The sequence below is a fragment of the Gardnerella sp. DNF01144 genome, from assembly GCF_049244245.1.
GTDB classification, from domain to species: Bacteria; Actinomycetota; Actinomycetes; order Actinomycetales; family Bifidobacteriaceae; genus Bifidobacterium; species Bifidobacterium piotii.
This window is the reverse complement of the sequence record NZ_CP058390.1, coordinates 607,455-620,842: the sequence shown is the minus strand read 5'-3', so window position 1 is coordinate 620,842 and position 13,388 is coordinate 607,455. Positions and strand designations below refer to the sequence as shown.

The following is a 13,388-nucleotide window of genomic DNA, read 5'->3' as shown; positions in this document are numbered from 1 at the left end:
TACTTATTGCAAAGCTTCTCTAAGCTCATCTTCTATTTCACTATGATTTACAGGGCGATTTTGAGCGTCAAGATGCTCGCGATCAATGTTCCATTGCTTATAAATCTTGCCATCTTTTATCATAAGAATGCGGTTAGAAAGTCTTACAGCTTCCGCAATATCATGCGTAACCATAAGTGTAGTCCAGCCATATTTAGCTTGAAGATTATTAAGCAAATCTTGCATATCGAAGCGCGTAAGAGCATCCAAAGCTCCAAAAGGCTCGTCAAGCAACAATAATTCAGGACTTCTAACTAAAGCTCTCGCTAAAGATACGCGCTGCTGCTGGCCTCCAGAAAGCTCAGAAGGCCACTTGTTATCGTAGCCAACAAGCTGCATTTGGCAAAGCGCTAAATGCGCAATATTCTTAAGATCTTGCTTGCTTCCTTCCATACCGAAAACAACATTTTTGTTTACAGAAAGCCACGGTATTAATCGTGCATCTTGAAAACCAATAGCCTGACGGCTTGTTGCATGAATGCTGCCTTCGCTAGGAGTAAGAAGTCCTGAAATTATTTTCAAAAGCGTAGTTTTTCCGCATCCCGATCTACCAATAAGCGAAACAAATTCGCCCTTTTTAATTCTCATCGTAATGTTTTTCAATACAAAAGAAGAATTATTTGCAAAATCGTTTTCTGTATTTTTATCTTTTGCACTTGCGAAAGAAATGCCCAGATTCTCTATACTAACGCAGTAATCGCTATCGTTAATATTTGATTTGCAAGTAGATTCTTTGGAAACTTCTACATTGCTACGCTTATGAAAAATGCTATTAAACATAGTCGTATTCTAAAGTCGTATTCTAATTACAATTAGTAATCGTTTACTTGCTGCAGTCGATTACAGCTTTAGAGAAATCAGGAACTTCTTTAATGAATCCGTATTTAACATATTCCTTAGCTTGCTGTTTAAGCATTTTCATAGTTTCTGCATTCATTGGTCGGATTTGCGGAATGTCAAACTTAGCTAATTCTTTCATTGTTTCATCGGATGCACCAAACTTCTTATACATATCAAGAATAATCGAATGCTTCTTCTTAACTCTCTTACCTTCTTCTACTAAAGCACGATACATTTTCTTTAATAACTGTGGGTGCTTTTTAGCAAATTCAGCAGATGCAACTTGGATTCCGAAGTTAATATTTCCATAATCTTTTGCAGTGACTAGAAGTTTTGATCCTGGAGTTGCAAGAGCTGCAGCAAAGTTCTGATCGAAGGTTGCTAATGCATCAACTTGACCAGTTGTGAATGCTGCATGGAAGTTCTTTGGACTCATCTCTACTTCTTGAACCTTGGATGGGTCAAGTCCTGCTTTTTCAAAAGCTTTGTGAATTATATAATCTCCACTTCCACCTTTAGCAATAATTCCAATCTTCTTTCCGTATAAGTCTTTAAGCGATTTGATTCCGCTATTTGGTGCTGCTACGATTCCTTGAGCGTTTCCATTGTAATAGTTAATAGCATAAGCAACCCATGGCTGGCCTTTGGAGATAAAATGAATAAAATGGCCAGATCCTGTGGTTGTTACGTCTGCGTTTCCAGAAGTTACTGCAGTGTTTGCTTCTGGAGGAACATATGGCCCGCTAAATGTAACCTTTGCCTTGCCAAAGATCTTATCTGCCATCTTTGTGTTATTTGAAAGAGTTGTTAAATAATTTGCAGAAGTCAAATATGCTACTCTTAAAGTTCCAGTATCTTCTTTTACTTGCTTAGTAGTATTTGTGGAAGATTTTGCGGATGATGCTTGTGTTTTATTGTTCGAGCTTCCGCATGATGCTAGGGTGATTGCTGTGCAAAGCGCGCAGAAAGCTGCTAATGCTCGCTTACTTGTTGTAGATAATGCGAATTTAGCCATTTTATTCTCCTAATTATTTTGCTAATATTCTTAGTTCTGTTTGATTTTAACGATGGATGAACGTCGCTCAGGCATGCAAATTTTTTCTAAAAGTGTTGCAATTCCTTCAGAAAGTAGGCCTGCAATCGCGTATAAAACTATGCATAGCAGCATTTGATCTGGTCTGTAAAATTCTTGTGATCTTGCAAGAACATATCCAATTCCTTTTGAAGCGTTGACTGTTTCACACGTTACCAATGCCACCCAAGACACTGATATTGCAAAGCGTAAAGCAGTCATAAAGTTAGGTAGCGCTCCTCGAAGAAGAATTGTGAAAAATACTGTTTTGCTATTTACTTTGTATGCGCGAGCTAATTCCAAGAGTTTGGGATCAATATTACGAACTCCATCCCTCATATTTACGTAGAACGTTCCAAATACGCCTATAGCAATAAGAGCTATTTTCATAGTCTCACCAATGCCTAATAAAATAATAAGCAAAGGTGCTAGTGCAGTAAAAGGAACAGACCGTAGCATGTGGCCAGGCTTGTTAATAATAATGTCGCCCAGCTTTGTGCTACCAGAAATAACTCCTGCTGGAACTGCAATTATCATTCCTAAACATAATCCTGCAATAACTCTTGTAAAACTAATTCCCAACGAAGGCCAAATTAAACCTTCTGAGTTTAATTCTTGAAAAGCGTTAATTACTTCTGCAGGTGATGGAATGTGCCTAGTCTCTTTAGGCCCAAGTGTAGCTAAAAACCATCCAATAAGTATGACAAGTGTGGAAAGCCATGGCACACATAAACGTAGTGAAGAAGATGCATTTTTTAGCATGCTCTTACAATGGCTAACCATTCGACATTCCCTTCGATAGTACTAGCTATATCAGGTTCGACGGGTATAATCTCAGCAATTACAATCAAGCAAATAATTGCACCCCGTGTCAGTTTGTTATTATTGTACAAAGGTGTGGACAAATTAACAAAAGCTTGGATTATATAGTCTTGTATGCTTAACGACTTACGCTGCGAAATAACGTCCATAAAACGCATTAATCTTAAATATGTTACACAACCAACAGATAAATAAGGAGTAGTTGTGGCAGCTATTGAAAGCGTATATGCACGCGAAATTTTGGATTCTCGTGGAAATCCTACTGTTCAGGTTTATTTGGAGACCGAAGATGGCGCTCAAGGAATTGGTTTAGTTCCTTCTGGTGCTTCAACTGGTGAGGCAGAAGCTTGGGAGCGTCGCGATGGCGATAAGTCTCGCTACCAAGGCAAGGGTACTTTGGAAGCAGTTAAGGCTGTTAACGAAGTAATCGCTCCAAAGGTTATTGGCATGGATGCCTCTGATCAGCGCGCTCTTGATGAAACAATGATCGAGCTTGATGGCACTCCAAACAAGGGCAAGCTTGGCGCAAACGCTATTCTTGGCGTTTCTCTTGCTGCTCTTTATGCTGCTGCTGAGTCTGCTGAGCTTCCTTTGTATCGCTACATTGGCGGTACAAATGGCCACATTCTTCCAGTTCCAAACATGAACATTATGAACGGTGGTGCTCACGCTGATTTTGCAACCGATATTCAGGAATACATGATTTCTCCATACGGCTTTGCTACTTATAGCGACGCTTTGCGCGCTGGCGTTGAGGTTTATCACACCTTAAAGAACGTTTTGAAGAAGGAAGGCTTGGCTACTGGTCTTGGCGACGAAGGTGGCTTCGCTCCAAAGATGAAGTCCAACGAAGATTCTTTGAAGTACATTATGGATGCAATCGAAGCTGCTGGTTACGAGCCAGGCAAGCAGATTGGTATTTCCCTCGACGTTGCTTCTTCTGAGTTCTACAACAAGGAAACTGGCAAGTATCGTTTCGACGGCGAAGAGCGCGAATCTGCTTACATGCTTGATTACTACGAGAAGCTCATTAACGAGTATCCAATCGTTTCCATCGAAGATCCATTCCAGGAAGAAGGCTGGGATGATTGGGCAGCAATCACCAAGCGTCTTGGCGATCGTTTGCAGTTCGTTGGTGACGACTTGCTCGTTACTAATCCAAAGCGTTTGGCTAAGGGCATTGAGCTTGGAGCAGCTAACTCCTTGCTCGTAAAGTTGAACCAGATTGGTTCCGTTACCGAGACTCTCGACGCTATTGAGCTTGCAACCAAGAATGGCTTCACTTCCATGGTTTCCCACCGTTCTGGCGAAACCCCAGATACCACCATTTCTGATCTTGCTGTTGCTAAGAACACTGGCCAAATCAAGACTGGTGCTCCTGCTCGTGGCGAGCGTATTGCTAAGTACAACCGCTTGCTTGAGATTGAGGAAGAGCTTGGTTCTACTGCTCAGTATGCTGGTTACAGCGCATTCAAGGCTTGCAAGAAGTATATGAAGTAATATGCTAGAGCTTTTATAAGTTCTACGTAAGTCTTGTTTAAGATCTAGACTGTAGCATAATTCGGCCAGTCGCATTCGTGCGATTGGCCGTTTTTCGTATATTTTAGCGATTTTTTGAAAAAAATATATAAATTTTTCTAAAATTACTTTTATTATCATCAAAATAGTGCTATTTTTTATGGAAAACTAAAAACGGAAGGAGATGTTTCATATGAGAAAAGTCGCAGTTATAGGCATGGGAAACGTTGGTGCAGCAGTAGCGCATCAACTTGTTGTTGGCGGTCACGCTGATGATTTGTACCTTTATGATACAAACGAGGCAAAGGTGAATGCCGACGCATTGGATTTTGAAGATTCAATGGATAATGTGCCTTTTAACGTTAATATTACTGTTAATGATTATGAAGCATTAAAAGACGTAGAAGTAATCGTAAGCGCCTTGGGTCACATAAAGCTTTTGGACGTTCCTCATCCAGATCGTTTTGCAGAGCTTAAATATAATCGTAAGGAAGTTGCAGAAGTTGGTGCAAAGATTAAGGCTTCTGGATTCCACGGTGTTTTAATCGACATAACTAATCCTTGCGACGCTATTTGCCAGCTTTACAAGGAAGCTACTGGTCTTCCTTACGAAAAGATTATTGGAACTGGCACTTTGCTTGATTCTGCGCGCTTGCATCGTGCAGTAGGCAAGTTCTTTGGCGTGCATCCAAAGGCTGTTAAGGGATATAGCTTAGGAGAGCATGGTGATTCGCAATTTGTTGCGTGGTCCACAGTTAAAGTCTTTGAGCAGCCTATAACAGAGCTTATTAAAGAAAAGAACATGGATTTAGACGCTATTGATGAGGAAACTCGCGAAGGCGGATTTACAGTGTTCTACGGAAAGAAATACACAAACTACGGTATTGCTGCTGCTGCAGTTCGTTTAGTGGATGCAGTTCTTTCGGATTCTAAAGAGCAAATGCCTGTTTCTAACTATCGCGAAGAATACCATTCTTATCTTTCTTATCCAGCAATTGTTGGTAGAGAAGGAATTGTTAAGCAATGCCAGCTTGATTTGACTCAAGAAGAGTTGCAAAAATTGCAACATTCTGCAGATATGATTTTGAGCAAAGCTCAAATGGAGTAATCTAAAGTCAAAACTATAAAGACTAAAGCTAAATAATAAGCTTAATATAAAGCTAAGAGTTGATTGCGGTCAGTGGCCTTGTGCTGTTGGCCGCAATCTTATAAGCGCGTGTGCGTCACGTCGAATATTCAAAGTAATTTAGAAGTATGATTTTAAGAAATCGCCGCATGACTGCAAATACAGTTGACGAATCAAATCAGCCTCAAAAAAGAAGCTGTTTTCTGGTTCAATCGTATTTGTTTCCATGATAGTTGTTGTATTTCTTTGCTGTATTGGTCTTATATCAACAATTCGTAACTATGCTTTAAGTTTGGCAGAATTGCACGCTTTGCAAAGGGATGAGTCTGCTTTGAAAGATAAAAAGCAAGCTCTTAATAACGATGTAGAGCGTTGGAAAGACAAGGCGTATGTTGCAGCTCAAGCAAGGGAAAGATTGGGGTTTATATTTCCAGGGGAGCAGGCTGTTAGAGTAGAGCATCCAGAGGCGATTACGGGTTCTGTTCCAGAATCGTTTAATAAGGATGATTCTTTGTACGAAGATAGAAAAGCGTTGCCGTGGTATAGTGACTTGTTTTACGCGCTTCACAAGGCAGATAAGCCAGACGATATGAGCTTTAAAGCTAAAGAAAATGATGAAAGTAGCAAGTCTTCTAAGATTAATACCACTAAGCAAAGTGGCAAACAAAATAATCACTCCAATAGCACAAGCAAGTCTAATAAATCTAAAAGTAATAATGAAAAGTCAACAAACAAAAAACATAGTAATAATGGTAATAAAAGTAGATAAAATTAAAACTAGATAGAATTTAACAATAAGAGTTATATACGATTTTAAGATGCGCAATGCATATGGAGTGTAACATGGGCCTAAACGCAAAGTTATTAGTGAGTTCGCTACTAGAGAATCCTGCAAATAAAGCAGACAAAAACATTGTAAAGCGTCAATTAGGAAGATTTCCAAGGGGCATGGTTGCTGTTGGCGCTAGATGCGTTTGTGGTAGGCCACTTGCTGTTATTACGCGTCCATGCTTAGAAGACGGAACGCCTTTTCCTACAACATGCTATTTAACAAGTCCAGAGGCTGTTAAAGCTGCTTCGCACCTAGAAGCACAAGGCTTTATGAAGGAATGCAATGATTTGTTAAACACTAACGAAGAAGTTGCTAAAAAATACGAATATGCGCATAAAGCGTATTTAGAGTTTCGCAAAGAGTTAGCTAATCGATTAAACGATAGCGAAGAGCATATTAAAAACATGAGTGCAGGCGGAATGCCAGTTCGTGTTAAATGCTTGCATGCTTTGCTAGCTCAAAGCCTTGTAATGGGCAGAGGCGTTAATCCTATTGGAGATATTGTTTTAGACAAAATCGCAAGTGAGTTTAGTCCAAAAGTTTGCAAATGCACTACTCCTTGGGAAGATAATGACTATGCTCAAAATGAAGATGAAGAATCGCTCAATCTTGGTTGCAAAAAAGTTAATCGAGAAGGCGTATCTAACAAGTCTGTTTGTGTTGCTGCAATCGATTGTGGAACTAATTCGATTCGTCTAAAAATTGCTAGAGTTGATGAAAATGGCATGAAAGATGTTGTTCCTAGAATGCTTAGGGTTGTACGCTTGGGGCAGGGAATTGACGAAACGCATATGTTTGCGCCCGATGCATTAGAGCGTGTAAAAGAAGCTGCTAAAGAGTTTGCTAAGGTTCTTAGCGAGCATAAGGTGGATGCTATTCGTTTTGTTGCAACTTCTGCAACAAGGGATGCTCTAAATAGAGATGTGTTTGAACAAATGATGTTTGAAGAACTTGGAGTGCATCCAGAGGTGATTAGTGGAACTGAAGAAGCTGCTTTGAGTTTTTTGGGAGCAACAAGTGTTGTTTCTAGAAAAGACTTGCAAGCGCCTTATCTTGTTATTGATTTAGGCGGAGGCTCCACAGAGCTTGTTTTAGGCGGAGATGGTGTAAATATTTCTGAAGATAAGGTTGATTCGGCATATTCTATGAACATTGGTTCTGTGCGCATGACTGAGCGTCATTTGCATACGGATCCGCCTACCGAAGAAGAGATATCTTGTGCAATTAAAGATATTGACAAGAATATAGATGAAGCGTTAAAGCATGTTGATGCTGGTAAAGCGCGCACGATTATTGGTGTTTCTGGTACTGTTACAACTATGGCGGCTCTTGCGATTGGCTTAAAGCATTATGACCATAAGGCTGTTGATGGAGTAAAAATCGCGTTAGATCAGGCATATACGGTTAACGATAGGTTCTTGCATATGTCTAGGGAGAGGCGCCGCACGTATGCAACGATTCATCCTGGAAGAGTTGATGTTGTTGGCGGAGGTGCAGTTGTGCTAAGTCGCGTTCTTGAGCGTCTTGCTAAAGAGGCTTATCAAGATCATGGTGGCGTCTTGGAAACTTTTGTTGCAAGTGAGCACGGATTGCTGGATGGAATCACTCTAGATTTGGGTCGTAGAACACTCGCCACACGCTGAGTTGTTTTTAATTGTTTTATATGGCATAATTAATGACTGTTGCCTCCGTGGCGGAATTGGCATACGCATCAGACTTAAAATCTGACGCCCTTACGGGCTTGTGGGTTCGAGTCCCACCAGAGGCACAAATCTTACGCTGCGAATTTATTTTTTTCATATATTATGTTAATTCTTTGTTGCAAATCGTAAATCTTTAGCCTAAATGCTTGTTTTTCTATAAAAAATATTTGTATACGGGCTTGCGTTAATTGAGAATCGTACTAATCTATACCATTAATTGCATTAAAAGCAATTGCAATGCATTAATTATAAAGCAATCACAAATACAGTAATTGCAAATAGGAAAAGAGACATAATGGCCGATTTAGAAGTCGCTCCAGAGTTTAAGGATGCCTACGGTTCTTACGATCATAGCGATCCTGCTCTGTTAAACAAATTAGCTGGCAACTTTACCGTTTTGCCTAACGATAATCCAGTTTCTAGTGCTAAGCGCAACGAACTTATTGATAAGCCAGCATTTGGTCAGATTTTCTCCGACAATATGGTTCATATGTCTTGGACCAAGGGAGAAGGCTGGTCCGATAGGCGTGTTGAGCCTTACGGTCCGTTAAAAATGGATCCAGGCGCATCCGTGCTTCACTATGCTCAAGAATGCTTTGAAGGCTTGAAGGCTTATAAGCGTTCCGATGGTTCTGTTTGGCTTTTCCGCCCAGATATTAATGCTGCGCGATTCCAAAATTCTGCTAAGCGTTTGTATTTGCCAGATCTTTCTATTGACGATTTTATTGGATCGGTTGCAGCTTTAGTTAAGCGAGATAAAGATTGGGTTCCAAGCAGGCGCGAATACACGCTTTATATGCGTCCGTTCATGTTTGCTTCCGAGCCTTTCCTTGGTGTTCGCGAAGCTCACGAGGTTGAGTATTGCGTAATTGCTTCTCCTTCTGGACCATACTTTAAGGGCGGCTTAAAGCCTGTTAGCATTTGGGTAGAAGATCAATGGTTCCGTACTGGTCCTGGTGGAACTGGTTTTGCTAAGTGCGGCGGAAATTATGCTGCTTCTTTGCTTGGCGAATATAAGGGCATTGAGCACGGATGTGAGCAGGTTTGCTTTGTGGATGCTGCAACTAAGACTTATTTGGAAGAGCTTGGCGGCATGAACATGTTTGCGCTCCACAAGGATGGCCATTTGGAAACTCCATCTTTGACTGGCAGCATTCTTCCAGGCGTTACTCGCCGTTCTATTATTCAACTTGCAAAAGAGAAGGGTCATGATGTTGTTGAAACTATGATTCCTCTTAAAGGCTTGCTTGACGACATTCGCTCTGGAGAAGTTACGGAAGTTCTTGCTTGTGGAACTGCTGCAATCATTACTCCAATCGGCAGGTTTAAGTCGGAAGAGTTCGATCTTAAGGTTGCAGATGGTGGCGTTGGAGCCCTTACGCAAGAGCTTCGCGATGAGCTTCTTGGAATTCAGCTTGGAGATGTTGAAGACACTCACAACTGGATGTGGAAGGTGTGCGACTAGTTAAGAATTGAAATCGTTCAAAATTAGTCGTAAAAAACGTTAGTATATTTTATTTAGCGCGTCATTGTATGTTTATAACATTTTATGTTTATAACAAGTGGCGCGCTAATTGTATGCTTGGTTAGATATAGGTTAATTGTTAGTTAGATTTTGTTTTGAGTGTTTAGCGCATGGAAAGGAAGTATTGTGGAAGGGGCATTAGGTGACAACGTTTTCTTCCTTGTTGTTGAATACATAGCTGTGGGTTGTTGTGGAATGGTTGGCGGAATGTGGGCTATTCGCAAGAACTACGATATTTTTGCAATAATTACAACGTCTTGGCTTACAGCATTGGGTGGTGGAATTGTTAGAGACGTTTTGCTTGGCGCTTTGCCTCCTGTAGGAATTGCGGATAGGGGATTTGTTTTTACTGGTCTAGCTTCTGGTGTTATTGTTGCTTTCGCTCATCTAGAAATTGATGAGTGGAAGTGGCTTATGTTAACTCTGGACGCTTTAGCATTGGGTCTTTTTGCTGTAAATGGCACTGCTAAAGGGCTGGATTTTCACATGTCTGGAATGGCGTCTGTGTTTTTGGGCATGGCAACGGCGCTTGGTGGTGGATTAATTCGAGATATGGTTTTGAATCAAGTTCCTGTAATTGTTCGAGATAAGCATTGGTATGCGCTTCCTGCTGCAGTCGGGTGTGTTTTAACAGTATTTGTTGTAAAAGCACAACGAGCAGGGTGTTTTGACGTTATTACAGAGATGATTTTAGATACTCTTATTGTTGTGCTAGTAGTTGCGATGCGATTAATGTCTGTAAAGTTTGATTTAACACTTTTTGGCGCAATGAATCGCAAATCGCCAATAAAAATAAATAAATATCGCAGACATAATGCATATAGTCGTAAAATTTCTGATAAAGCCATAAAAAATACAGAAAAAAATAATCAAAATAACTAGAAAATCTAGTCTAATCTGAATAAATATCGGTTAGTGTCTAGAGTTTGTCTTTGCCTATCTTAATAATAAAACACATCGACCAGAGGTCGCGCTCAACAAGAGTAGCAATCATTAGCCAGAAAGAGGCGTTAAGTGATTTGCAAAAGGGGAGAGCGCCGAAGTTTGTAGGTTATTCTTTCTAGCTTACAAGCTGGGACTTGGCTAAATAGGCCAAGGACTGTCGCAGCAATTTTGGCAATTTGCTGCGGAGTGCTATCGACATGCATATTGTTGCCTGTTTGCCTCTGTTTGAATATTGTCAAAAGGAGGAAACAATGAGTAACAACAGTTCATCAACTACAGAATCTCAAACCGTTCATCGCGGTCTAAAAACACGCCACATTTCCATGATTGCTTTGGGTGGAAGCATTGGAACGGGCTTATTTGTAGCTAGCGGTGCAACAATCCACATGGCAGGCCCAGGGGGAGCGCTTTTAGCGTATGCTGCAATCGGCATTATGGTTTATTTTCTTATGACATCTCTTGGCGAGATGGCAACTTATATGCCAATTAGTGGATCTTTTGCATCTTATTCTGGAAAGTTTATTGATCCAGCTTTAGGATTTGCAATGGGCTGGAATTACTGGTTTAACTGGGCAATTACAGTTGCTGTAGATATAAGCACTGCAGCAATCGTTTTGCAATATTGGCTTCCAAAGGTGCCAATATGGGTATTTTCGCTAACAGTTCTTGTTATTATTCTTTTGATTAATATTCTTACTGTTAAGTGCTTTGGAGAAACCGAGTATTGGCTTTCGATTATTAAAGTTGTAACCGTTATTATATTCCTTGCTATTGGTTTGCTTACGATTGTTGGCATTTTAGGCGGAAAAGCGCCATTGCTAAGCAACTTTACGCATAAGAATGCTCCATTTGCTGGCGGAATCCCAGCTGTTTTAGGCGCGTTTGCTATTGCAGGCTTCTCGTTCCAGGGAACAGAGCTTATTGGCATTACAGCAGGCGAATCTGCAACACCAGATAAGAGCATTCCAAAGGCTGTAAAGCAAGTGTTCTGGCGTATTGTTTTGTTCTACATTCTTGCAATCTTTGTAATCGCATGCATTATTCCATACACAAGCCCAAGTTTGCTTGGATCGGAAGCTAGCGATATTTCTATAAGCCCATTCACTCTTGTGTTCCAGCGCGCAGGATTGGCAGTTGCAGCAACAATTATGAACGCTGTTGTACTTACATCTGTTATTTCGGCAGCAAACTCTGGAATGTACGCTTCTACTAGAATGCTTTACGCTCTTGCAAAAGATAATCACGCTCCAAAGATGTTTGGAAACGTAGATAGAAGAGGTGTTCCAATGCAATCTTTGGTTGCAACGTTTGTTGTAGCTCTTTTAACATTCTTGATGAGTATTTTTGGAACGCAAATTTACATGTTCTTAGTTGCTGCAAGTGGTTTGACTGGATTCATTGCCTGGGCAGGAATCGCAGCTGCGCACTATAGGTTCCGCAAGGCGTATATTGCTCAAGGAAAGTCTTTGGACGATCTTGTTTATAAAGCTAAGTGGTACCCATTCGGCCCTATTGTGGCTCTTGTATTGTGCATTTTGGTTATTGTTGGTCAAGATCTTGAATCGTTCCACACGCTTAATTGGCAAGCGATTGGCATAACTTATATGTCTGTTCCGCTGTTCATTGTGCTTTATGTTGGATACAAGATTAAGTATCACACTAAGGTTATTCCGTTAGATCAAGTTGATTTAACAAAGTGATTAGAATATAAAAAATGCGCTCAGTGATTTGCTGAGCGCATTTTTTATTGATTAACAGAGATGTTAGTGGTTGCCGCCATTATTTGTGTTGCCTGTGCCGCCGCCGTTACCAGCTGGTGTGTTTGAGGCTGGAGTTTGTGGTATTGGTGGTTGCGGAGTTGTAGTGCTACCGCCCGTAGCTCCACCAGTATTTACTGTTCCAGGCGTTCCTGATCCTGATCCAGAACCACCAGCAGATGGCGCAGAAGGAGTTTGAGGCGTAGAAGGAACAGGCGGAGGAGTTTGCTGCTCTTTCTTCTTTTTCTCTTCCTCTTCCTTCTTCTTTTTCTCTTCTTCTGCCTTCTTTTCTGCAGCCTTCTTTTCAGCTTCTCTAATCTCTTTTCTCATTTGCTCTAATTCTTCTTTTCTCTTTTCAGCTGCTCTCTTTTCAGCTGCCTTCTTTGCAGCTTCAGCCTTCTTCTTTTCTGCTTCTCTAATTGCTTCTTTTGCAGCAGCATCTTCTTGAGCTTTTTTCTTTGCTGTTTCTACAGGATCTGGAGGAATGTTAGGAATGGTAAGTCTTGGCCTGCGTTGTACTCTAGGTGCTTTTCTAATAACAGGAGCAGTAAGCTCTTGCAATTGCTTTTGGCTTTCTTCTTCCTTCTTTTTGTCTTCTTGAGTAGACTCGTCGCCTGCAGCTTTATCAATCATAATAGAAGTGATGCTGCGAATTCGTTGAGCGTTATCGGAATACCATTGCGCTGCTGCAATAGCTTGAGCATTTTGCGCGCCTAAAGCTTCTGGTGAATTTGCGTTGCACACAACTGTTTCTGGAATGCGCAACTTCATAAGCTTATTTAGTAGTTTGCCGTTTTCGGAATCTTCTTTAGCAAAAGACACAAGTAGAGAATTTTTAATAAGTTTGTTCCAAGATTTGTTTGCTTTAGTTACTTGCGCAACTTGAACTTCGCAAGCTTTACGAGCCTCTTTTACGCGAGCATTATGCTGAACGCTCCAGAATATTGCGCCTATGCAAAGAACTAGCGCAAGTACTACAACGCCAGTTATAAGAACTATCATCTTCTTTTTATTGCCATTATTCATGACTTTGGAGATGTTTTCTAACATATTTATCCTCTGTTTATCAATATTTGCCAAGATTTGCTTTATGCAAACGACCTTTACAGTTTACGCCAAAGCAAGTACGTTAACGCATTGCAACTTATAGGTTTTTGGCCTATAACCCGAGAGTTTGACTTAGATTTGATGTATCTAAAATTTTTCTAA

10 protein-coding genes, 1 tRNA gene, 1 pseudogene and 2 riboswitches are annotated in these 13,388 nt (G+C 40.7%); of the genes and pseudogenes, 8 read left to right on the top strand and 4 right to left on the bottom strand.

Annotated elements, in window-relative coordinates; all coding sequences use genetic code 11:
- Positions 1-3: 3 nt before the first annotated feature.
- From HXT36_RS02440 to HXT36_RS02430, 3 genes are read right to left on the bottom strand one after another with little or no spacing between them, the layout of a single operon-like run.
- The gene (locus tag HXT36_RS02440; RefSeq protein ID WP_119529301.1) at positions 4-819 is read right to left on the bottom strand and encodes an ABC transporter ATP-binding protein; all 816 of its coding nucleotides are present in this window, start codon (positions 817-819) and stop codon (positions 4-6) included.
- A gap of 43 nt (positions 820-862) precedes the next feature.
- On the bottom strand, positions 863-1,894 hold the full coding sequence (locus HXT36_RS02435; RefSeq protein WP_032839224.1) for an ABC transporter substrate-binding protein: 1,032 nt from the start codon (positions 1,892-1,894) through the stop codon (positions 863-865).
- Between the two features lie 30 nt (positions 1,895-1,924).
- Positions 1,925-2,713 (bottom strand): ABC transporter permease, encoded by a 789-nt coding sequence (locus HXT36_RS02430; protein ID WP_016800667.1) that lies wholly within the window; start codon positions 2,711-2,713, stop codon positions 1,925-1,927.
- A gap of 10 nt (positions 2,714-2,723) precedes the next feature.
- Positions 2,724-2,830: riboswitch (TPP riboswitch) on the bottom strand.
- 147 nt (positions 2,831-2,977) lie between these two features.
- Here HXT36_RS02430 and eno point away from each other — a divergent pair.
- The 8 genes and pseudogenes from eno (at position 2,978) to HXT36_RS02390 (ending at position 12,122) form a co-directional block, all read left to right on the top strand.
- A complete protein-coding gene (gene eno, locus HXT36_RS02425) occupies positions 2,978-4,273 on the top strand; it encodes a phosphopyruvate hydratase (RefSeq protein ID WP_004111823.1) in 1,296 nt (431 codons plus the stop codon).
- 211 nt (positions 4,274-4,484) lie between these two features.
- Positions 4,485-5,399 carry an L-lactate dehydrogenase gene (locus HXT36_RS02420; protein ID WP_032815159.1) on the top strand — a complete coding sequence of 305 codons (915 nt, stop codon included), beginning with the start codon at positions 4,485-4,487 and terminating at the stop codon, positions 5,397-5,399.
- A gap of 146 nt (positions 5,400-5,545) precedes the next feature.
- Positions 5,546-6,186 (top strand): annotated as a pseudogene (locus HXT36_RS02415) (FtsB family cell division protein).
- Between the two features lie 74 nt (positions 6,187-6,260).
- On the top strand, positions 6,261-7,892 hold the full coding sequence (locus HXT36_RS02410) for a DUF501 domain-containing protein (RefSeq protein ID WP_421779159.1): 1,632 nt from the start codon (positions 6,261-6,263) through the stop codon (positions 7,890-7,892).
- A gap of 41 nt (positions 7,893-7,933) precedes the next feature.
- Positions 7,934-8,017, top strand: a tRNA-Leu gene (locus HXT36_RS02405).
- Positions 8,018-8,247: 230 nt separating this feature from the next.
- Entirely contained in the window at positions 8,248-9,417 is a 1,170-nt protein-coding gene (locus HXT36_RS02400; protein WP_016829565.1) for a branched-chain amino acid aminotransferase, read from the top strand.
- Between the two features lie 186 nt (positions 9,418-9,603).
- Positions 9,604-10,359, top strand: a complete 756-nt coding sequence (locus HXT36_RS02395) for a trimeric intracellular cation channel family protein (protein ID WP_421779158.1) — start codon at positions 9,604-9,606, stop codon at positions 10,357-10,359.
- 71 nt (positions 10,360-10,430) lie between these two features.
- A riboswitch (Lysine riboswitch) is annotated at positions 10,431-10,622 on the top strand.
- A gap of 51 nt (positions 10,623-10,673) precedes the next feature.
- Positions 10,674-12,122, top strand: a complete 1,449-nt coding sequence (locus tag HXT36_RS02390; RefSeq protein WP_032812801.1) for an amino acid permease — start codon at positions 10,674-10,676, stop codon at positions 12,120-12,122.
- Positions 12,123-12,185: 63 nt separating this feature from the next.
- Here HXT36_RS02390 and HXT36_RS02385 read toward each other — a convergent pair whose 3' ends face one another.
- Positions 12,186-13,229 (bottom strand): hypothetical protein, encoded by a 1,044-nt coding sequence (locus HXT36_RS02385; protein ID WP_116438382.1) that lies wholly within the window; start codon positions 13,227-13,229, stop codon positions 12,186-12,188.
- Positions 13,230-13,388 lie beyond the last annotated feature (159 nt).